Origin of the sequence: Rhizobium sp. 0TCS1.26, from assembly GCF_050455525.1 — a bacterium.
In the GTDB taxonomy this organism is placed as follows: domain Bacteria; phylum Pseudomonadota; class Alphaproteobacteria; order Rhizobiales; family Rhizobiaceae; genus Neorhizobium.
In genome coordinates this window covers 150,096-171,355 of record NZ_JBCIYV010000005.1, presented here as the reverse complement: position 1 = coordinate 171,355, position 21,260 = coordinate 150,096, and the positions used below count along the sequence as shown (strand labels likewise).

General features: G+C 65.1%; 17 protein-coding genes. 7 read left to right on the top strand and 10 right to left on the bottom strand.

What is annotated here, in order from left to right; all coding sequences use genetic code 11:
• Window positions 1-87 precede the first annotated feature (87 nt).
• The 3 genes from AAIH46_RS20480 to htpX form a co-directional block, all read right to left on the bottom strand.
• Entirely contained in the window at window positions 88-1,776 is a 1,689-nt protein-coding gene (locus AAIH46_RS20480; protein WP_430307910.1) for a heparinase II/III family protein, read from the bottom strand.
• Window positions 1,777-1,881: 105 nt separating this feature from the next.
• The gene (locus AAIH46_RS20475) at window positions 1,882-3,297 is read right to left on the bottom strand and encodes an RsmB/NOP family class I SAM-dependent RNA methyltransferase (RefSeq protein WP_430307954.1); all 1,416 of its coding nucleotides are present in this window, start codon (window positions 3,295-3,297) and stop codon (window positions 1,882-1,884) included.
• Window positions 3,288-4,247 carry a zinc metalloprotease HtpX gene (gene htpX, locus AAIH46_RS20470; RefSeq protein WP_430307909.1) on the bottom strand — a complete coding sequence of 320 codons (960 nt, stop codon included), beginning with the start codon at window positions 4,245-4,247 and terminating at the stop codon, window positions 3,288-3,290. Before htpX ends, AAIH46_RS20475 begins: the two co-directional genes overlap by 10 nt.
• A 115-nt stretch (window positions 4,248-4,362) precedes the next feature.
• Between htpX and AAIH46_RS20465 the strand changes: the two genes are divergently transcribed.
• A complete protein-coding gene (locus AAIH46_RS20465; RefSeq protein ID WP_430307953.1) occupies window positions 4,363-4,593 on the top strand; it encodes a DUF1674 domain-containing protein in 231 nt (76 codons plus the stop codon).
• On the opposite strand, the gene AAIH46_RS20460 is transcribed toward AAIH46_RS20465, so the two are convergent.
• Together AAIH46_RS20460 and AAIH46_RS20455 are read right to left on the bottom strand one after the other, a co-directional pair.
• Window positions 4,590-4,988, bottom strand: a complete 399-nt coding sequence (locus tag AAIH46_RS20460) for a hypothetical protein (protein WP_430307908.1) — start codon at window positions 4,986-4,988, stop codon at window positions 4,590-4,592. The two genes, AAIH46_RS20465 and AAIH46_RS20460, sit on opposite strands and share 4 nt — an antisense overlap.
• Window positions 4,989-5,121: 133 nt before the next feature.
• The gene (locus AAIH46_RS20455; protein WP_430307907.1) at window positions 5,122-5,340 is read right to left on the bottom strand and encodes a hypothetical protein; all 219 of its coding nucleotides are present in this window, start codon (window positions 5,338-5,340) and stop codon (window positions 5,122-5,124) included.
• 289 nt (window positions 5,341-5,629) lie between these two features.
• On the opposite strand from AAIH46_RS20455, the gene AAIH46_RS20450 reads away from it, so the two are divergent.
• Both AAIH46_RS20450 and AAIH46_RS20445 read left to right on the top strand, forming a co-directional pair.
• Complete coding sequence (locus tag AAIH46_RS20450; RefSeq protein ID WP_430307906.1) at window positions 5,630-7,780, top strand: EAL domain-containing response regulator; 2,151 nt, start codon at window positions 5,630-5,632, stop codon at window positions 7,778-7,780.
• Window positions 7,777-10,275 (top strand): ATP-binding protein, encoded by a 2,499-nt coding sequence (locus tag AAIH46_RS20445; protein ID WP_430307905.1) that lies wholly within the window; start codon window positions 7,777-7,779, stop codon window positions 10,273-10,275. The genes AAIH46_RS20450 and AAIH46_RS20445 overlap by 4 nt, the downstream gene beginning before the upstream one ends.
• 14 nt (window positions 10,276-10,289) lie before the next feature.
• On the opposite strand, the gene AAIH46_RS20440 is transcribed toward AAIH46_RS20445, so the two are convergent.
• A complete protein-coding gene (locus AAIH46_RS20440; RefSeq protein WP_430307904.1) occupies window positions 10,290-11,267 on the bottom strand; it encodes a crotonase/enoyl-CoA hydratase family protein in 978 nt (325 codons plus the stop codon).
• A 184-nt stretch (window positions 11,268-11,451) separates the two neighbouring features.
• On the opposite strand from AAIH46_RS20440, the gene AAIH46_RS20435 reads away from it, so the two are divergent.
• Both AAIH46_RS20435 and AAIH46_RS20430 read left to right on the top strand, forming a co-directional pair.
• Entirely contained in the window at window positions 11,452-11,958 is a 507-nt protein-coding gene (locus AAIH46_RS20435) for a ferritin-like domain-containing protein (RefSeq protein ID WP_430307903.1), read from the top strand.
• Between the two features lie 54 nt (window positions 11,959-12,012).
• Entirely contained in the window at window positions 12,013-12,891 is an 879-nt protein-coding gene (locus tag AAIH46_RS20430) for an MBL fold metallo-hydrolase (protein ID WP_430307902.1), read from the top strand.
• Between the two features lie 78 nt (window positions 12,892-12,969).
• Here the strand turns inward: AAIH46_RS20430 and AAIH46_RS20425 are convergent, their stop codons facing one another.
• Complete coding sequence (locus AAIH46_RS20425; RefSeq protein WP_430307901.1) at window positions 12,970-14,691, bottom strand: catalase; 1,722 nt, start codon at window positions 14,689-14,691, stop codon at window positions 12,970-12,972.
• Window positions 14,692-14,887: 196 nt separating this feature from the next.
• On the opposite strand from AAIH46_RS20425, the gene AAIH46_RS20420 reads away from it, so the two are divergent.
• Window positions 14,888-16,237: an APC family permease gene (locus tag AAIH46_RS20420; RefSeq protein ID WP_430307900.1), complete on the top strand. Its 1,350-nt coding sequence runs from the start codon at window positions 14,888-14,890 to the stop codon at window positions 16,235-16,237.
• Window positions 16,238-16,243: 6 nt separating this feature from the next.
• On the opposite strand, the gene AAIH46_RS20415 is transcribed toward AAIH46_RS20420, so the two are convergent.
• The 3 genes from AAIH46_RS20415 to AAIH46_RS20405 form a co-directional block, all read right to left on the bottom strand.
• On the bottom strand, window positions 16,244-17,239 hold the full coding sequence (locus AAIH46_RS20415) for a P1 family peptidase (RefSeq protein ID WP_430307899.1): 996 nt from the start codon (window positions 17,237-17,239) through the stop codon (window positions 16,244-16,246).
• 83 nt (window positions 17,240-17,322) lie between these two features.
• Window positions 17,323-18,864 (bottom strand): L-piperidine-6-carboxylate dehydrogenase, encoded by a 1,542-nt coding sequence (gene amaB / locus AAIH46_RS20410; RefSeq protein ID WP_430307898.1) that lies wholly within the window; start codon window positions 18,862-18,864, stop codon window positions 17,323-17,325.
• A gap of 44 nt (window positions 18,865-18,908) precedes the next feature.
• A complete protein-coding gene (locus AAIH46_RS20405) occupies window positions 18,909-20,192 on the bottom strand; it encodes an NAD(P)/FAD-dependent oxidoreductase (protein WP_430307897.1) in 1,284 nt (427 codons plus the stop codon).
• Between the two features lie 101 nt (window positions 20,193-20,293).
• Between AAIH46_RS20405 and AAIH46_RS20400 the strand changes: the two genes are divergently transcribed.
• Window positions 20,294-21,217 (top strand): LysR family transcriptional regulator, encoded by a 924-nt coding sequence (locus tag AAIH46_RS20400; RefSeq protein WP_430307952.1) that lies wholly within the window; start codon window positions 20,294-20,296, stop codon window positions 21,215-21,217.
• Window positions 21,218-21,260: the final 43 nt, after the last annotated feature.

The following is a 21,260-nucleotide window of genomic DNA, read 5'->3' as shown; positions in this document are numbered from 1 at the left end:
TCCGTGCTGGGAATGCGCCCCTGTTGGCGGGCGCCGGATGCGGGCCGCGTTAGCACAGCTTGGCGCCGGAGGAAATCGCTAAGGCCGCTACACCTGCTGCTTCAGCATCCAGCGCAGGTCGGTCGTCTCCGGAAGCGAGATCTCGATCAGCAGCTGTTCGCTCGGCCGCATGCCGGAGACGTCGGCGAAAAACACGTCTTCGCCGATCTGCACGTGCTGGCCCGGCGCCGAGAAGAGCCAGGTCTCGCCATCCGGCGCCTCGAGAGAAACGCTGTCGACATCGACCCGCGTCAGGGTGACGGACGGGTGGATATGAAAGCGCGCGGTTGCCGTCACCCGCTGTCCCTGGGGTCCACCGGCTTCTGCGTCCGGCACGAAGAAATGATCGTAGCCCTTGATCTTGTTGCCCTTCGCCGCAAGCCCGATCTCCCGCTGGTGGACATAGCCGAAGGGCCGCACGTATCCATCATGGGCGGCGCGCAGCCAGTCGTTGCCATAGGCGTCCTCCCAGCGTTCGGAGACCAGCACGTCGACCGCCTCCAGCATCAGCGGCCCGATCAGCGCCGATGGCGTGACGCGTGCCGAGGACGTCTCGCCGAGCGTGACGGTGGAATGGGCGGCGGTTGCCCGCGACAGCTGGCGATAGGTGCGTCCGGCAAAAGTCGGCGCCCCGGCATTGACGATGAAGCGGCTGCGCCCGGCGGAAAACTCGAAGGACAGGCAGCCGGCATGGGCGCTACGCGACAGTTCGGCCGACAGTGGCTGTCCCGTATCGACGAGCAGCGTCGTGTCGCCGGCGGTCAGGCGATGGTAGTGGCTGTGCGGCAGGGCCTTGAACGGCTTTCCGCCGGTCTCGTCGTAGCGCAGCACCGACATCAGCTCGGTGGCCGGCGTTGCGCTGGCACCGTTGAACAGGGCGAGATCGCCGTCCTGGTGGCGGAAGAAGCGCAGCGCTGGGAAAATCCGGTCGATCGTCGGGATCAGCTTGGCCGGCACGTCATGGCCGAGATTGACGTAGGTCTGGCGCAGCGGCAGCAGATCGAGCAACAGGTCAAGCGCCGCCCGCGGATTGCGCGACACGTGCCCGCCATCGGCGAGGATCTGCGCCTCGAGTTCGCGGTCCAGCCGCTGGCCCTCGCGCCGCACGAGCTTTTCCGGCGACGGCATGGCAAGCGACGCCATGGCCAGCGCGATGCGGATCCGCAGCCGTGCCTCGCCCATCGGCAGGCAGTCGATCGCCCGGCGCAGGTAGCGCCGCTGGAAGGCCAGGCAGCGCATGAAGCGACGGTAGAAGCCGGCCTCGGCGCCATGCAGCACGACGGGAGAGTGCGACAGCCAGGCGATCATCCGTTCGGCGGCCACATGCGGCTCCCAGCCGTGACCCGACAGCCGGCGGCCGTGCACCTGCATCCACGATGCCATCAGCGTTCTCGCCTGGGCGCGCGCCTCGTTGGTGCGCAGCGCCCGCATATGCCGTAGCCAGGCGAAGGAATGTAGACGCTCGGCAAAGGCCCGCGACGGCAGCTGCTGCAGGAATGGGGATTCATCGCCGGCATCGAAGAGCCGGCCGGCAAGCCGGAAACGTCCGGACATGATCTCTTCCGCGACGAAGCTGTCGACAGCCCTGAGGTCAGTCGGAGCGACGACCAGCCGGTCAGGCGCCTGAAGACCGATCTTGCCGGCGAGCATGCGCACCGGCATCAGCCGACGGCAGAGGCGCCTGCGCGTCTCCGTCAGTCCCAGAGCAACAAATCGACGGCGCTCGGCCAGCTGCATGTTCGATACCGGAAATCTGGATGGACGCCTCCCGCGCCCAGCCATCCGGCTTGGCGCGCTGTCCATGACAAGATCCGAATTTGCGCTGTTATGGTGAATAAAGTCTTAGCGACGACGCAGCACGCAGGCGAAGAAGCCGTCCATGCCGCCGGCATAGCCGCCGCCCGGTGGCAGCATCGCCGGCGTCGTGCGGAACTCGCCGGCTGCGTTGATCGCCTGTTCCAGCCCCGGCCAGTCCGCTGGCGGGATCGCCACGCGCTCCACCGAAGGATCTTCCGCCACGAGCCTGGCCACCAGCTCCTCGCCTTCCAGGGGATCGAGCGAGCAGTTGGAAAACACGATCAGGCCACCCGGCTTCACCAGCGTCACGGCATGGCGCAGCATGCGCGCCTGAAGGCCGGCGAGCTTTTCAATGTCAGAGATGCCCTTGGTCCACAGCACGTCCGGATGGCGGCGGGTGGTGCCGGTGGACGAGCAAGGCGCATCGAGCAGGACGCCGTCCAGGAGTTCTTCCGGCCGGTAGTCGAAAAGGTCCGTCTCGAGGATCTCGACATCGAGATCGAGCCGGGCGAGGTTTTCCCGAAGCCGCACCGTACGGTTGGCGGATTGTTCGATGGCGACGACCTTAGCGCCCATCGCCGCGAGCTGCGCCGTCTTGCCGCCCGGTGCGGCGCAGAGATCGGCGATTCGCTTTCCGGCAATGTCGCCGAACAGCTGCGCGGGAATGGCGGCGGCGGCATCCTGGACCCACCAGGCGCCCTCGTCGAAGCCGTCGAGCGACGGGATCTTGCCGTCGAAGGCGGCAAGCCTGAGGCTGCCGGTCGGCAGGATCTTTGCCTTCAGCCGCTCCGCCCAGACCTCGCGATCCGCCTTTACCGTCAGATCGATGGGAGCCGGCGTCAGCTGCGCCTCGGCGATCTTGAACGCGTCCTCCGTGCCGTAGGCCTTGTCCAGCCGCTTGCGGTACCAGTCCGGAACCGGCGAGATCTTCGACGACTGTTCGAGGATGACGTCGCGCTCGCGCTCCAGACGTCGCAGGATGGCGTTGACCAGCTTGGCGAAGCGACGGTTGCGCGGATCGCGATTGGCCTGCTCGACGGCAAGATCGACGGCCGCATGCGCCGGAATGTCGAGATAGAGGATCTGCGCGGCGCCGATCAGCAGCACGTGCTGCAGCGCCCGCGCCCCGGCAGGCAGCGGTGTATCGAGAAGCGAGGCGATGGCGGCCTCTATGCGCGGCATGTGCCGCAGCGTGGCGTTCAGGATCGCCCGGGTCAGCGCCCGGTCGGCATCGCTGAGCACCTTGTAGGCGGGATTGCCGTGGCCGGCATCCAGCATTCCGTCGAGCGGCGTACGCTTGTCGACGACGGCGGCGAGGATCTTTGCGGCTGCAAGCCGTACGTCGAGACCAGGCTTTTCGGCGAAAGGCGAGGTTCCCGGAGCCGATTGCGGGTGATCCGCCTGCCGCGATGGTTTCGGACGGTTGTTGTTGTTCTTCTTGTCGTCAGCCTTCAAGACCAGGGACCCTTGCGCGGTTCGTCGTTCGAACGCTCCGACCCGGTGGTAGGCACGGAGCGCGATCTGCGGCTGGGTCTAGCAGCCGAAAAGCTGGCCGTCGAGGCTGTGCCAGAATGCGATGCCATGGAATGCAGGGCGGCAATCCGGTTTTCGGTGTTCGGGTGGGTGGAGAACAGATTGTCCATCCGCTCGCCCGACAGCGGATTGATGATGAACATGTGCGCGGTCGCTGGATTGCGCTCGGCATCCGGATTGTGGATCACCTGCGCCGCGCCGGCGATCTTGCCGAGCGCCGAGGCGAGCCACAGCGGATTGCCACAGATCTCGGCGCCGCGCCGGTCGGCCGAGTATTCGCGCGTCCGGCTGATCGCCATCTGCACCAGCATTGCGGCAAGCGGCGCGACGATCATCGCCACCAGCACGCCGATGAAGCCGAGCGGATTGTTGTTCTCGCGGTTGCCGCCGACGAAGAAGGCAAAGTTGCCCAGCATCGAGATCGCACCGGCAAGCGTGGCGGTGATCGTCATGGTCAGCGTGTCGCGGTTCTGGATATGCGCAAGCTCGTGGGCCATGACACCGGCGACCTCCTCCGGCGTCAACCGCTCGAGCAAACCGGTGGACGCGGCGACCGCGGCGTTCTGCGGATTGCGGCCGGTGGCGAAGGCATTCGGCTGCGGGCTTTCATATACATAGACGCGCGGCATCGGCAGGCCGGCATTGGCCGACAGGTCGCGGATCATGTGGAAGAATTCCGGCGCATTTCGCCCGTCCACCTCTTGCGCCCGGTAGGCCGACAGCACCATCTTGTCGGAATTCCAGTAGGAAAACAGGTTCATGCCGGCGGCGATGAGGAAGGCGATCATCATGCCGCCGCGGCCACCGATGAGGAAGCCGACGCCCATGAACAGGGCGGTCATGAAGGCCAGGAGCATGGCGGTGCGGATCATGTTCATCGTCATTTCTCCTAAAAATGCAGCAGCGGCGCTGGTCCCGACACTGCGATATGCCTAGGATGTGGTCAATTCACGGGCTCTTTTCAATATGACCGACAAGCAGGACGAGCAGGCCATGCAGAAGCCGGACAACGACAATCACGAGACGGCAGCGACGGTTGACGCACCGGTCGAACCCGTGGCGAAGGTTCTGACGCCGGCCGCACAGCGGGCGCTTCGGGAAGCCGAGGAGCGTCGCGCGAGCGAGAGAGGGCCGGAACTGCCAGCAGAGCTTGGCGGCCGCGGCGGCGCCGACCCGGCGCGCTTCGGCGACTGGGAGATCAACGGCAGGGCGATCGACTTCTAGAGGTGTTCGGGAGCTTCGGCTTCCGGCGGCTCTGAGCGGACCGACTCGGCTTCGTTCTGCGCGATCCATGTCTGGAGTGCGGCAATGACCGAAAGCCGCAGGCTTGCGCCACGCGCCAGTGCCCGCGTCAGCGATGCGTGGCCGCGCTCGAATCCCATCTCGAGCATGACCTCGGCAGGCGTGATCCGCCGCGCGATGATGATCCGCTCGATGCGCTGGACGGTCTGCGGCAGCAGGTAGCGGCCGTTGGCGATCGGTGGCACGTGGCCCACCCCCACATCCGGCTGCCCTTCCGCTGTCACCTGCCGCAGGAATTCCGAACGCTCGGCGGCAGTCGCCCGCGCCCAATGCTTGAGGAGCTTGTCGAGAGGAGTGCGGTCGCGCTGCTTGGCCATCCGGGATCCGATTCTGTCTAGCCCGCATGTAGCCGATCGACGCCATTACCGCGACGGAAATTCGACAGCCGGGCGGATGGCGGCGTGCTGCGGCAGATTGAAGGGTCGGATGAGGCAAACTTCCGGAAAGGCTCTATTCGTCCGGCTCGTCGGGCAGTGGCTTCAGCATCTGCTTCAGCTGGTCCGGGTGTTTGACGCCGAAAAGGTACCAGTCCACCAGTGAACGGGCGACCAGCGCCGCCTCCGGTGTTTCCACCCCGATGCCGCGTTCGACGCAGACCTCCTCAAGAACCTGCCGCAGGAATGCCAGATCGTTGGCGTCCAGTGTGTCGTAGGATGAGAATGCCATCATCCCTTTTTCCCCGTGCCCTCACGCAGGAAAGCCTAGGTGGTATATTAGGAACCGTCAAAGCAAAGCTGGATGGCGTTTCGTCTCTTTTCCAAGGTGTGATGAGACTGCAACGCAGGCGGCATCCGGGCCAGTGTCCGATTATGAATCGCCCGCCTTCGACGTTTTAGCGCTTTCTTAATGTATGCGCCCCTATTCTGGCAGAGAACGTGTCCGGCCAGGCGCGCATAGACGAGGCATCCATGCTTGCCACGCATGCGGACGCCAGTGCCGAAATGATATCGGATCAGGGATGCCCTTAATTGTTATACTCGACGATCAGGAGACCAACCGTCGCATTTTCGAGAGGTTAGCATCCTCGGTCGAAGATGGGATCGCGATCAGGATCTTCGGTGATCCGACCGTGGCCCTGCGGGCGTTCGAAGAGGGCGTCGTCCCCGACCTCATCGTTACCGACTACAAGATGCCCGTCATGGACGGCGAGGGTTTTATCCGCGCCCTGCGGGCACTGCCCGGTTTTTCGGAAATCCCGGTGATGGTCATTACCGTCTACGAGGAGCGCAGCTTCCGCATGCGCGCGCTGGAGGCCGGCGCGACCGATTTCCTGCAAAGCCCTGTCGATCACCAGGAATTCATCGTCCGCGCCCGCAATCTCCTGAAGATGCGCAAGCAGCAGCAACTGCTGGAGAACCGCGCCGAGGATCTCGCCAAGGAACTGGCGACCAGCGAACAGTCACGCGAGGCGGCCCTTCGCGATTCCAGCGAGCGCCTGGCGCAGGTCATCGATACGGTGCCGGCCATGGTCAGCGCCAGCGACTGCAACAACCGCATCCTGTTTGCCAATGCCTTCGTCGGCACCTTCTTCGGCTGCGATCCTGCCGAGCTGGTCGGCAAGACCAGCGACCTGCTGGTCGATGCGGAGCAGGCCGGCCCGAACCGGACGCTGGACCGCAAGGTGATCCGCGGCGGCGAGGCTCTGAAGAGCTTCGAGAGGACGCTGACCGATGCCAAGGGCGAGAAGCGCGTCCTGCTGACCACCAAGAGCCCCCTGCGCGACGGCAACGAGGCGATCGTCGGCGTGCTGACCAGCGCGCTGGACATCACCGAACGAAAGCGCGCCGAAGAGCACCTGCTGCACGCCGCGCGCCACGACGAACTGACCGACCTGCCCAACCGCAATTATCTCTACGACCGGCTGCGCCGCGAAGTGGCCCGCGCCCGCCGTGGTGACCGGTCGTTCGCGCTGCATTTCATCGACGTCGACGAATTCAAGAGCATCAACGACCTGCTGGGCCACGATGCGGGCGACGCCTTCCTCAGGGAAGCGGCGCGCCGGCTGTCGGCCATCGTCGGGCCGGGCGATATGCTGGCGCGGCTTGGTGCCGACGAATTCGCCATCCTGCAGATCCTCAACCAGCCGGGCGACGCAGCCGGCGACCTCGCCCAGCGCATCATCGATGAGCTTGGGGTGCCCTTCAGTCATCTGGACCGCCAGGCATCGTGCGGCGCGAGCGTCGGCGTCACCTTCTACCCGATCGACGGCACCGACGTGACGCAACTGGTGAAGAATGCAGATCTCGCCGTTCAGCAGGCAAAGAACGGCGGCGGCAACCAGTTCCGCCTCTACGACGCCAACATGACCGACCGCATCCGCAACAATGCCTTCCTCGACGGCGAGCTGCGCACGGCGATCGACCAGCAGCAGTTTATCCTGCACTACCAGCCGCAGATCTCCGCAACCACCGGCGAGATGGTCGGTGCCGAAGCGCTGCTGCGCTGGATGCATCCCGAGCGTGGCATGGTCGCGCCCGGCGAATTCCTGCTGAGGGCCGAAGAAAACGGACTGATCGTGCCGATCAACGAGTGGGTGCTGCACGAGGCCTGCCGCGAAGCGAAAACCTGGCAGCGGCTCGGGCTGGGCCATCTGCGGATCGGCGTCAATCTTTCGCCGGTGCAGTTCCGCCGGGTGAACGTCGCGGCCTTAGTTGTCCGCGCCCTCGATGCGTCCGGCCTTGATCCGCATTGCCTCGACATCGAGATCACCGAAAACATCGTCATGGAAGACACCGACGCGGTGGTCTCGTCGCTCAAACACATCGCCGAACTCGGCGTCGGCATTTCGGTAGATGATTTCGGCACCGGCTATTCGTCTCTAAACTACATCAAGCAGTTCCCGATCGACCGCATCAAGATCGATCAGTGCTTCATCCGCAACATGGTGGCGGATCCGAGCGACCATACGATCGTCCGAACCGTCGCGCATCTCGGCCACAGTCTCGGCCTGACGGTTGTCGCGGAAGGCGTCGAGACGGAAGAGCAGGCGAACCTGCTGAAGGCCGACGGATGCGACGTGATGCAGGGCTACCTGTACGGCCGCCCGATGCCGGCCAGCGACCTGATCGCACTTGCCCTGCCCGGCGGCAGGCTCGAGCGCATCGCATGACAAAATCGCGAGCCTTCCCCTTCGACAGGCTGTTCAAGCGGCCGTTCTCGGCGTCGCTGAAGGACATGCGCGCGCTGCTGCGCGACCGCCCGGACACGGAACACGAGCTGACGGCCAACCGGCTGATCCTGTCTTCGGCGATCCTCATCTATCTGGTGGTTGCCCGCGCCGCCGGCTCGGAGGCTGCCGCCGCGGCCCTCAGCGTCGCGACCATTCCCGTGCTGCTGTTCGAGATGTTCGCGGCCGGCCTGTTCATCCATATCCTCTGCTATCCCGGCGTCTCGCCGATCCGGCGGGTCGCCGGCATCATCGCCGACGTCAGCATGTTCTCTTACGGACTGCATGCCAGCGGCGAAGCCGGCGCGGCGCTGTTCCTCGTCTACTTCTGGGCCGTGCTCGGCAACGGTTTCCGGTTCGGCGTCGTCTACCTGGCAATCTCCGCCTTTGCCGCGGTCGGCGGCTTCTTCCTCGTCTACCGGACGACAGACTTCTGGCAGGAGCAGCCAACCGTGGCGCTTGGTCTCGTCGGGGCGCTGATCGTCATTCCGGCGTATTCAGCCAAGCTCATCCGCAAGCTGTCGCAGGCCAAGCGCGAGGCCGAAGAGGCAAGCCAGGCAAAAAGCCTGTTCCTCGCCAGCATGAGCCACGAGTTGCGCACCCCGCTGAATGCCATCATCGGTCTCAGCGACATGCTGACGCAGATGAAGCTGCATCCGGAACATCGCGACATGGTGCGCACCATCGGCCGCTCCGGCCGCTCCCTGCTGTCGCTGATCGAGGCGGTCCTCGACCTCTCCCGCATCGAAGCCGGACAGACGACGGTTCGGACCGAAAAGGTCGACCTGCCGCTGCTTCTGGGTGATGTGCGGTCGATGATCGGCGTCAATGCCGAGCGCAAGCAGTTGCGCATCACTCTGCACATGGAAAGCGGTACGCCACGCTTCGTGATGACGGATCGCCGGCACCTGGAAGAGATCCTGCTCAACCTCGCCAGCAATGCGGTCAAGTTCACCGAAACCGGACATGTTCGCATAGAGCTATCCTACGACCGGACGGAGACGGGCGACATGCTGCGTGTCGAAGTCGCCGATACCGGCATCGGTATCGACGCGTCCGCGCATGCCCGGATTTTCGATCGCTTCACTCAGGCGGACGGCACGATCCTCGATCGCTTCGGCGGAACCGGCCTTGGTCTGGCAATCGTCAGGCAGCTGGTGCGCGCCATGGGCGGCGACATCGGCGTCAACAGCGCGCCGGGCGAAGGCAGCACCTTCTACTTCCACCTGCCGACGGAAGCCGTCGACGAAGATCTGGTTCCCGACGTCAGACTGCCGCCATTCGTGTTCATCGGCGAGACCGCCGGCCTGCCGGAGAGCCTGCGCCGGATCGCGCTTCCTGCAGCGACGGCTGACGACGCCGTCGGAGCGGTGAGAACACTGCATGCGGAAACCGGGCAGCGGCCGCTCGTCTTCATCGACGCTCAGACGCCAGGTCTGTCACCGGCCAAGGCCGCCAGGACGCTTCTCGAGTCGCTGGATAGATGCGGCGAGCCGGTGCTCGTGCTGTTCAACCGCGACGAGGAGGACATCCGCCTGCTGCCGGCCATGCGCGACCTGTTCTTCTGCGTCATCGGCAGCGATGACCCTTCACGCCTCGCCAACATTGCCGCACTCCTGTCGCGTGGCGAGGGAGAGGCCGAAGGTGCTGCCATTCCGGCCGATCCCGCACAATCCTGGCGGATCCTCATCGCCGACGACAACAAGACGAACCAGATGGTGCTCGGCAAGGTGCTGGAGATGGCCGGGCATCGCCACGAGATTGTCGAGGACGGCGAGGCTGCCGTCGAGCGGATGCTGAAGGGCGATCTCGACCTGGTGCTGATGGACGTCAACATGCCCGTGATGAACGGCATCGAGGCGACGAAATTCTATCGCTTCGCATCGCTGGGAAGCCGGCAGATCCCGGTGATCGCAGTAACGGCCGACGCAACCGAGGAGGCTGCCCGCCGCTGCCTGGAAGCCGGCATGGCGGCCTGCGTTACCAAGCCGGTCGAGCCGCGCTATCTCCTGGAGGTGATCGCTTCGATCCTTGCGGATATGGTACCGGAACAGGCGGACGAGATCCCGGCTGCAGACGACGACGCGCCGAAGGACCATCCGGTCATCGATCCCGCCACCTGCGACGCGCTGGAAAAGCTCGGCGGCTCTGAGTTCGTTGATGCGCTGCTCATCCAGTTCGCCGAGGATTCCGTCACCGCCTTGAAGGCGCTTGCCGACGCGGTTGCCGAGGAGAATGTTCAGGAATTCCGCAATTCGGCGCATGCGCTGCGAAGTGCGGCGGCCAATGTTGGCGCCATGCGCATCTACCAGATGTGCCTGGACTGGCGGGAGATCAATGATCCCCAGCTTGCCAACGAGGGCGAGCGCCACGTGCATCACCTGCGCGACGAATTCCAGAAATTCCGCTCGGTGATCTCCGAACGCCGCGCATCCTGATCAGCTGCCGCGCCTCACCGGGCGCCGGCAACCCTTCCCGCTTCCAGCCGCTTCGTCTGCGCGAGGCGCAGGCGGTCGATCTTGCGCAGGTCGGCATCTTCCAGCTGCATGGCTGCTTCCACCCAGAGGTCGACGACGTCGATCAGCTCCTGGTGGGTCAGCGGATTGACGCGCCGCTTCACCTCGCGCAGCGTCCGGTAGATCATATGCTTGCGCGAATGGCGGGTGATGAATTCCCGCACCGCCGCCTCGCCCTGCCCGTCCTCGACCACGAGATCCACCAGGCCCATCTCGAAGAGATCGTCGGCGCTGTAGATCTGCCCGCCCATGATCATCTTCGTGGCGCGCGTCGGATCGAGTCGGCGCGACAGGAAGCTGTAGGCGCCCATGCCGGGAAACAGGTTGAACAGGATTTCCGGCAGGCCGAACTTGGTGCTCTTCTCGGCGATGATGAGATCCGACGCCATGGCCGCCTCGAAGCCGCCGCCGAGCGCATCGCCCTGTACCAGCGAGATCAGCACGATCGGCAGGTCGAGGCTCATCGACGAGGAATAGACGAGATCGACGCAATCAAGCGCATAGCGGCGCAGGCCCTCGCGGTCGCGGCTGCGGATGTGCTGGGCAAAGTAGCCGAGGTCGCCGCCGAGGTTGAAGATCTTCGGCATCTTCGAGCCGTTTACCAGGTAGAGGAGCGGCAGCCCGTCGTCGGCACGGTCGAACAGCGACTGGATCTGGCCACGCAGGCGGCTGAGATCGGCCAGCAGGCCGGGCGTGTAGCTCGGTGCCTCGACCGGATTCATGAAGTACCAGAGAGTGCGCAGCGCGGGATCGACCCGCACCTCGAGATTGTCGTAGTGCGTTGCGGCAAAACGCAGCTCGATCGGCAGCGTGATATCGACCGATGCCTCTGCCCGTTGCGCATCCTGCGCGACGCCGGCCGGAGGCGGCGTCCCCCGGTGTGCGAGATGCGTATACTCGGATGCGTCCGCCATGAGCGACCCCTTGATTGGATGAGGCATCCTAGCAGACAAGCCGCGCCTGCGAAGCATCACGGTTAACAAATCCTTAAACTTGCTTAACGGCGATGGTTAACCCGCCCCTCCCCCCGAGACGCAGCAGAGAAGGAACTCTGCAGATCGTCGGTGGTTAGTCAGCCCGAGCCAACAGGAGGACAACATGGCAGACGCACGCAGCATCTTCGTCACCGGACTGAAAAATGCCCACGCTATGGAGAACCAGGCACTCTCGATCATGAAGCCGCAGGTCTCGCGAATCGAGAACTACCCGGAAGTGGCAACCCGGCTGGAGCAGCACATTCGCGAGACGGAAGGCCAGATCGCCCGCCTCGAGCAGATCCTGACGTCGATCTCGGAAAGCCCTTCGGCGATGAAGGACATGGCGCTGTCGATGGGCGGTTCGATGGCGGCGATCGGCCACAGCGTCGCGGGCGACGAGATCATCAAGAACTCGATCGCCAACTTCGCCTTCGAGAATTACGAGATCGCCGCCTACAAGTCGCTGCTGACGGTGGCCGAACTGGGTGGCTTTGCCAGCGCGACCTCGGCGCTCCAGGCCAATCTCGACGAGGAGATCGCCATGGCCCGCTGGATCGACGACAACCTGCGCAGCGTCACCATGAAGTTCGCCTCGCTGAAGGAAGCCGGCGCCACCGCCAAGATCTGACGCAGGGGCGTCCGGTACTGACGGACGCCCGGGAACGAGTGAGGACTTGAACCGATGGTAAACCAGATCCCGCTGCACCAGGCCGATCTTGCACCTGTCCAGGAGGCCGCCGACGGCACCCGCAAGATCCTGCCCGATCTCAGCTACAGGCGCCTGGCGCTGGTCAACGTCGTCTTCGTCGGCTCGCCGTCCGGCGCCGGCGACTGGGTGCTCATCGACGCGGGCCTGCCGACCTCGGCGGAGACGATCGCCACCTGTGCCGAGAAACGCTTCGGCCGGCGGCCGGCCGCCATCGTCATGACGCATGCGCATTTCGATCATGCCGGGTCCGTCAAGACACTGGCGCAGCAGTGGGACGTGCCGGTCTACGCCCATCCGCTGGAAGTGCCGTATCTTAACGGCACCTCCTACTACCCGCCGGCCGATCCGACCGTCGGCGGCGGGGTGATGTCGCTCCTGTCGCCGCTCTTCCCGCGTTCCCCCGTTGATCTGGGGCCGCGCGTCAGGCCGCTGCCGTTCGACGGTTCGATCCCGCACATGCCCGGCTGGCGGTGGATCCATACGCCGGGCCATGCGCCGGGACACGTGTCGTTCTGGCGCGAGAGCGACCGGACGCTGATCGTCGGCGACGCCTTCGTCACCACCGGTCAGGAATCGGCCTACGAGGTGGCGATGCAGACGCCGGAGATGCATGGGCCCCCACGCTACCTGACACCGGACTGGGACGAGGCTGAAAAATCCGTCGCGGCGCTTGCGGCACTGGAGCCGGAACTGGTGATCACCGGCCATGGCCGACCCGCCAAGGGTGCCGGGATGCGCGCCGCGCTCCACCGCCTGGCGCAGGATTTTGTCGAGATCGCCGTGCCGAAGCATGGGCGCTATGTCGATGATCCGGCGCAGCCCGCCCGGCCCGACAACGACGCCTATCGCTGAGAGCACCCATACAGGCATGCAAAAGAAGAGGCGGGCGGATGAAGATCCGCCCGCCTCCTGTCGTCGAGCTTCGAGCCTTTACTCGGCTGCCTGCTCGGTCATCGTATGGGTCGGCAGGCGGCCATTCAGCACGTCTTCGGCGCGCGCCTTGTGGTTCTTCACCGAGCTCGTCCACTGGCCCCAGACCGTTGGATCGATGGTGTCGCCATTGCTGCCAAGGTTTTGCAGGCGCCGCTGCTCGTCGTCCGTCAGCACCTGCTTGGGCAGCGGGCCGAGACCCTTCACGTCGGCTGCCGTGATGCCAAGCGTCTCGCCCACCCGGCGACCGTACTCGTCATGCACCAGGAAGAAGTGCCAGACCATCCGCTCCTGGACATCGCGCTGACACTGGCCCAGCAGATCGCCCATGTTGAAGATCAGGTCGTCACGCTCCCAGTCCATCATCGTGCAGAAGCGACCGCGTGCCTGAACGTAGTCGTTGCGCCGCTCCAGCACGGCACGGGTCAGCGGACCTCGGATCTCCGGCGGGTTGTTCGGCTGCTCGCGCGGGCTTTCCTTCAGCCCGTCATGGATCGACGGCTCGTAGTTCACGTGCGGGTTCTGGCCGGGCGCCAGATCGCGCTGGAAGCTCATCTGGCCGCCGGACAGGTTGGTCGAGACCGTCGCGCTCTTCGGCTGGTTGACCGGCAGTTGCAGGTAGTTGGTGCCAACCCGGTAGCGCTGCGTATCCGAGTAGGAGAAGGTGCGGCCGACCAGCATCTTGTCGTCCGAGAAATCCAGGCCGTCGACCAGGACGCCGGTCCCCATGGCGATCTGTTCGTTCTCGTTGAAGAAGTCCTGGACATTGCGGTTGAGCGTCATGACGCCGACGTGGCGCAGCGGGAAGTCCTTTTCCGGCCAGATCTTGGTATCATCCAGCGGATCCCAGTCGAGCTCCGGATGGTCGTGATCCTCCATGAGCTGCACGTACATGTCCCACTGGGGATAGTCGCCCTTCTCGATCGAGGTGAAGAGATCCTTCGATGCCGAGCCGAAATCCTGGCCCTGCACCTTGGCGGCCTCTTCGGCGGTCAGGCTGGCGAGGCCGGCACGCGGGTGGAAGTGATACTTGACGAGGACCGTCTCGCCCTTGTCATTGACCATCTTGTAGGTGTTGACGCCGAACCCTTCCATGTGGCGATAGCTCGCGGGGATGCCGCGCGGCGAAAACAGATGCGTCAGCATGTGCATCGATTCAGGCGTCTGGCTCATGAAGTCGAAGATCCGGTTCGGCTCCTGGCGGAAAGTGACCGGATCAGGCTTCAGCGAATGAATGACGTCGGGAAACTTGATCGCATCGCGGATGAAGAACACGGCGAGATTGTTGCCGACGAGGTCCCAGTTGCCGTCCTCGGTATAGAACTTGACGGCAAAGCCACGCGGATCGCGGGCGACTTCCGAGGAATCGCGGCCACCGATGACTGTCGAGAAGCGGATGGCGAGCGGTGTCTTCTTGCCGGGCTGCTGGAACAGCTTGGCGCGGGTGTATTTGGAGGCCGGCTCGTCGCCGATCTTGCCCGTCGCTTCGAAATCGCCGTAGCAGACGAAGCCGCGCGCATGCACCACCCGTTCCGGGATGCGCTCGCGATCGAAATGGGTGATTTTCTCGAGGAACTGATAGTTCTCGAGCGTTGCCGGGCCGCGGCTGCCGACCGTTCGGGTCGACTGATTGTTGCTGATCGCATGGCCCTGTCGGTTGGTCAGTACGCGATCTTCGGTGCCGGGGCGCATGGTCCCGTCGGACTTCTTGATATCGTCCATATCCATCTCTTCCTTATTCCTGGATGGGGCCGCACCAGGAGCGCGCGCGACCGCCTTACGGCTAACCATGCAGACTGCCACTTGTTCCGGATGGGAGGCATCGAATTCGCACCGTTTCCCGTCAGGGTGGAACCCAGATAAGCTCCGCGCGTTCCGGCTCGATCACAGGAGGGAGGGGTTCATGCAGGAAGATCATATGGCTCGGAACTTGGGCCAGCAGCCGGAACTGAAACGGGTCATGGGACCGGGGCTGCTTCTGCTGTTCATCGTCGGCGATATTCTCGGCACCGGCATCTATGCGCTCACCGGCGAGGTGGCGGCAGAAGTGGGTGGCGTCGTCTGGCTACCCTTCCTGGTCGCTTTCGTCGTCGCTCTGCTGACCGCGTTCAGCTATCTCGAGCTGGTGACGAAGTATCCGCAGGCGGCAGGCGCAGCACTCTATACGCACAAGGCCTTCGGCATCCATTTCATAACCTTCCTGGTCGCTTTCGCGGTCATGTCTTCCGGCATCACCTCGGCATCCACTGCGTCGCGCGCGTTCGCCGCCAACTTCACGGCCTCCACCGGCTTGGAAGGTGGCGACTGGCTGGTGACCCTGGTCGCGATCGCCTTCGTGGCGCTGGTCGGGCTCGTCAACTTCCGCGGCGTCGGAGAGAGCGTCAAGCTCAACGTCGTGCTGACCATCGTCGAACTCAGCGGTCTGCTGCTGATCATCGGCATCGGCTTCTGGGCGATTGCCGGCGGACAGGGCGATGTCTCGCGCGTCTGGACCTTCGAGACCACCGGTGACCGCAGCGTCATCTGGTCGGTGGTTGCGGCAACGACGCTCGCCTTCTTCGCCATGGTCGGCTTCGAGGATTCGGTGAACATGGCCGAGGAATGCAAGGATCCGAGCCGCATCTTCCCCAAGGTGCTGCTCGGCGGCCTGGTGCTGACCGGCGTCATCTACGTGCTGGTATCCATTTCGGCGATTACCCTGGTGCCGGCAGCCGAACTCGGCGAGGGCGAGACGCCGCTTCTGAAGGTGGTTCAGGCGGGCGCTCCCGGCTTCCCGATCGGCGTCTTCGGCCTGATCACCATGTTTGCCGTCGCCAATTCGGCGCTGATCAACATGATGATGGCAAGCCGGCTGATCTACGGCATGGCGCGCGAGAAGGTACTGCCGGCGATCCTCGGCAAGGTGCACAGCGAGCGACGCACGCCCTTCATCGCCATCGTCTTCACCACCTTGATCGCAGCGGCGCTGATCACCTTTGCCGGCGGTGTTCCGGCGCTCGGCGGCACGACGGCGCTGCTGCTGCTCTGCGTCTTCACCATCGTCAACATCGCCGTGCTGGTGCTGCGCAAGGACAAGGTGGAGCACAAGCACTTTCGCACGCCGACAGTCGTGCCGGTGCTGGGGGCTCTCACCTGCGCATTTCTCGCCGGTCCGTGGACCGGTCGTGATCCGCAGCAGTACGTGATTGCCGGCATACTGCTCGCGCTCGGCGTCTTCCTGTGGTTCGTCACCGTTCGAGTGATGAAGGCGGCAGCACAGCCCGCTTGAGATGGATCAGGCCTGGCGATCGCGCCAGGCCGCTTGCGCCCCCTCGACCGGCAGCGACGTCGCCTCGAAGATGCCGCGCGCCACGGCCCGCGCGAAGCTCAGCGTCGCCAGATGGCAAAGCTCCATGAACTCGACCGGCTCGCCTAACGGTCGCGCACCGGTTGCCGCGGCAAACACCGTATCGCCGTCGGCCGGCAGATGGGCCGGCAGGATCGCCCGCGCCAGCCCGTCATGCGCCATGATCGACAGCCGATGTGCCTGCGCCTTGGTGAGAATGGCATCGGTGACGACGATGCCGATGGTCGTTGCCTTGAGGTTCACCCCCTTCAGCCGCAGAGCGACGTCGGCGGCGGTGAATTCAGACGGGAAGCCGAGCCCGCCGAATTCTGCGCCCTTTTCGAAGGGTGCGGCCCAGAAGTGCCGGCTGTCGCCTACCGTGGCGGAGCCCAGCGCGTTGACGGCAACCAGCGCCGCCACCGTGTGACCCGCCGACGAGACGGCGCTGGCGGAACCGAGGCCGCCCTTGAAGGTGGCAGTCGTCGCCCCTGTGCCGGCACCGACGGTGCCGAGTGAGAAGTTCTCCCTGCGCGCCGCCTGAAACGCCGCATAGCCCATGTCGCGATAGGGAGAATGCAGGCCCCAATTCTTGTCGCCGCCGTTCAGCAGGTCCATCAGGATCGCCTGCGGGACGATCGGCACCCGCGTCGAGCCCACATGCAGGCCGCGGCCGATCTCGCGCAGGCCGGCCTGTACGCCGCCCGCCGCATCCAGCCCGAAGGCCGAGCCGCCGGAAAGCACCAGCGCATCGACCCTCTCCACCGTCATTGCCGGGTCGAGAAGCGCCGTATCGCGGCCGCCCGGCGCGCCGCCAAGCACGATGCCCGACGCCATTGCCGGTTCGTCGAACACCACGACGGTGACACCCGATCCGAGCTGCAGGTCGGTGGCGTGACCAACGCTCAGGCCGGCGATATCGGTCAGCAAATTGAGGCGGGCAGTCATTGCGGATCCTCGGTCAGGCGATTCGAGGAGAGAGTAACGTCTCTCTCCTCCCCTGTCCCGCCGGACAGATCCGTGATCGAGGTTCAACCGATGTCGAACTTTACGCCCTGTGCCAGCGGCAGGGTGCGGCCGTAGTTCAGCGTGTTGGTAGCCCGGCGCATGTAGGCCTTCCAGGAATCCGAGCCGGACTCGCGACCGCCGCCGGTTTCCTTCTCGCCGCCGAAGGCACCGCCGATTTCGGCGCCCGAGGGGCCGATGTTGACGTTGGCAATCCCGCAGTCCGAGCCGATGGCCGAGATGAAGGCCTCGGCCTCCCGCATGTCGTTGGTGAAGATCGACGACGACAGGCCCTGCGGCACGCCGTTGTGCATCTCGATTGCCGTGTCGAACTCGGAATAGCGGATCACATAGAGGATTGGCGCGAAGGTTTCTTCGACGACCGGGCCGCACTGCGTCGGCATCTCGACGATCGCCGGGCGTACATAATAGGCATTGGAAGCCTCGTCCGACAGCACCCGCTCGCCGCCGGTGACCGAGCCGCCCTCGGCCTTGGCGGCATCCAGCGCCTTCTGCATGCCCTCGAAGGACGGCTGATCGATCAGCGGGCCGACGAGGTTGCCGTCAACCATCGGATTGCCGATGGTGACCGACTGGTAGGCGCTCTTCAGGCGCGGAACGAGCGTATCGTAGATGCTGTCATGGACGAACAGGCGGCGCAGCGACGTGCAGCGCTGGCCGGCGGTTCCCATCGCCGAGAAGGCGACGCCGCGCAGCGTGAGGTCGAGATCGGCAGTCGGCGTGACGATCGCGGCATTGTTGCCGCCAAGCTCGAGGATCGAGCGGGCGAAGCGCTTGGCAAGCCGCGGGCCGACGGCCCGGCCCATGGCTGTGGAGCCGGTGGCCGAAACCAGCGGCACCTTCGCGTGATCGACCAGGACCTCACCGATCTCGCGGCCGCCGATGATCACCGTCGACAGGTTCTCGGGTGCCACGCCGCCTTCCGCGACGAAGCGCTTGACGGCCTTCTCGAAGACCGCCTGTGTGGCGAGCGCCGTGAGCGGTGTCTTTTCCGACGGCTTCCAGACGGTGGAATTGCCGCAGACCAGGGCCAGGGCGGCATTCCACGACCAGACGGCAACCGGGAAGTTGAAGGCCGAGATGATGCCGGTGACGCCCAGCGGATGCCAGGTTTCCATCATCCGGTGGTCGGCGCGTTCGGTGGCGATGGTGAGGCCGTAGAGCTGGCGCGACAGACCGACGGCAAAATCGCAGATGTCGATCATTTCCTGGACTTCGCCGAGACCTTCCGAGGTGATCTTGCCGACTTCGATGGAAACGAGACGGCCAAGGTCAGCCTTTGCCGCGCGCAGTTCCTCGCCGAGCAGGCGGATCAGCTCGCCGCGCTTCGGTGCCGGCACCTTCCGCCATTCGAGGAATGCCTGGTGGGCGGCATCGATGGCCGAGGCCGCACCCTCCGCCGAGATCTCCGGCAGCTTGCCGATCTCGGTGCCGGTGATTGGCGAGCGGACGGCGAGCGTGCCGCCGGTGAACTGGCTTTCGGCAACGCCGAGCTTGGAAAGGATGCTGTTGACCTCGGTGGCGAGGTCGAGAGTGGCGAGGGTCATGGTGGTCCTTCTCGTCTTTTTCGGAACCCGGTCGCGGCGCGCGGTCAGAACCGGTTGCCGGCCAGGTGGGCGATCTGAGCGCCCGCTTCGTAATAGGTTTCCTTCAGCGCCCGGAAGGCCGGTGTCTTCGGGTCGGTCAGCGGCAGCGGCAGGTCCTCTTCGGCAAGCTGCCCCAGGACATGCTGCGCCAGAACCTTGCCGAACACCGTGCCAGGCGCAATTCCGCGACCGTTATAGCCGGAAAAACCGACGACGCGATCGGCGAACTTGTGGAAGCGCGGCAGGGCGTTGTCGGTCATGCCGATCTGCCCGTACCACTCGGCTTCGAACTCCACGTCGCCAAGTTGCGGAAAGAGCTTTTTCAGCGCCCGCCGTGCCCAGCCCTTGTGGATGGCGGTGCCGGTGCCGCGCAGCGCGCCGACCGAGCCGAACACCAGGCGGCCCTGGCGATCCATGCGGAACGACGACAGGATTTCCCTTGTATCCCAGCAGCCCTCGCGCTCCGGCAGGATGGAGCGGCGCAGGTTGTCGGAAAGCGGCACGGTCGCGAGGTTGAAGTAGGGCAGGTAGACCTGCTCGTTGCGCACGGCAGCGAACGGACCTGTCGTATAGGCGTCGGTTGCGACGATGACCCAGTCGGCGGTCACGCTGCCGGCGCCCGTCGACACCACATGGCGGCCGCCGTCAGTTCGCCAGCCCGTCACCGGGCTTCCCGTGTAGATGAGCACGCCGGCCTTCAGGGCCGCCTGCGCCAAACCCCGCGCGTAGGCGAGCGGCTGCAGTGTTCCCGCCCGGCGATCAAGAAGCGCGCCGCGATAGCCGCGTGCGCCGACCCGGCGTGCGGTTTCCGCAGCATCCAGCACCTCGACAGGTGCTCCGCGCTTGCCCCACTGGCGGCCGCGTTCCTCGATTTCCTTGAGACCGTCATCGCCGACGGCGCAGTGCAGCGTGCCGGTGCGGGTCAGCTCGCAATCGATCGCGTGCCGGTCGATGAGCGCCATCACCGCCTGCGGGCCGTTGCCGAGAATATCCAGCAGGCGCTCGCCGTGCACGGCACCAAGTTCGCCCGGCAGATCGTCCGGCATCACCCACATGCCGGCATTGATGAGCCCGACATTGCGCCCGGCTCCACCGAAGCCGATGTCCTTGGCCTCCAGCAGAACCACCGAACGACCGGCTTCCGCCAGATGCAGGGCTGCCGAGAGGCCGGTATAGCCACCGCCAATCACCACGACGTCGGCGGTCTGGCTGCCGCTCAGCGGGACCGTCGCAGGCGACGGCGGCGCGGTCTTTTCCCACAGGCCGTGGGAGCGAGGATCGTTGTACATGATGGATGTCCGGATGCGGCCGATATCCGATCTTTACAGCCGCGGCCGATCAGTGAATATCGAATTCTTCTCAACAGTTCATTCTCCGGAGGAATGACGTGATCCTGCCGCCCCGGCGCTTCCTGCCCTCCTTCTCGCTCCTGTCCGCCTTCGAGGCTGCGGCGCGCACCGGCAGCGTGACCGCCGCCGCCAGCGAACTCGGCCTCACCCAGAGCGCCGTCAGCCGGCAGATCGCCGCATTGGAGAAACAGATCGGCGTGGTGCTTTTCCTGCGCGAACGCCAGACCATCCGCCTGACCATCGCCGGCGACAGCTATGCGCGCGAGGTCCGCGAGGCGCTGCGACGGATTTCCAATGCATCGCTCAACCTGCGCGCCAATCCCTCCGGCGGCACGCTGAACCTTGCCATCCTGCCGTTCTTCGGCAGCCGCTGGCTGATACCGCGCATGCCGCGCTTGCTGGACCAGCATCCGGGAATGGTGGTGAACCTGATCACCCGGCTGGAGCCGTTTGACTTCCGCTTCGACACGCTGGATGCGGCCCTGCACTTCGGTGCAGCGCGCTGGCCGGGCGCGGTCCTGACACCGCTGATGGACGAGGATGTGATCCCGGCCTGCAGCCCCGACTTTAGCGCGCGTCACGATCTTCGCACCGCGCAGGACCTGCTGAAGGCGCCGCTGCTTCACCTCAACACCCGCCCCGACGCCTGGGAGAACTGGTTCCGCAGCCAGGAAACCGAGTTCGAGGCCCTGCACGGCATGCTGTTCGACCAGTTCGTCACCATGCTGGAGGCAGCGTCTGCCGGTCTTGGGATCGCGCTCCTGCCGCGCTTCCTGATTGCCCGGGAGCTCGACGAGGGGAGGCTCGTGGCAGCCGTTGCGGCAGCGCCGCTGCCGACCGGACGCTACTTTCTCGCCTGTCCGCCGGAGCGCGCCTCCTATCCGCCGCTTGCCGCCTTCCGCGCCTGGATGCTGGCGGAGATCGCCGATGAACGACTTGCGCCAGCCGACGGCATCGGCCAATAGTCGCTCAGGTTCATCGCGACCGCCGGAGCGTGGTCGGAGCAAC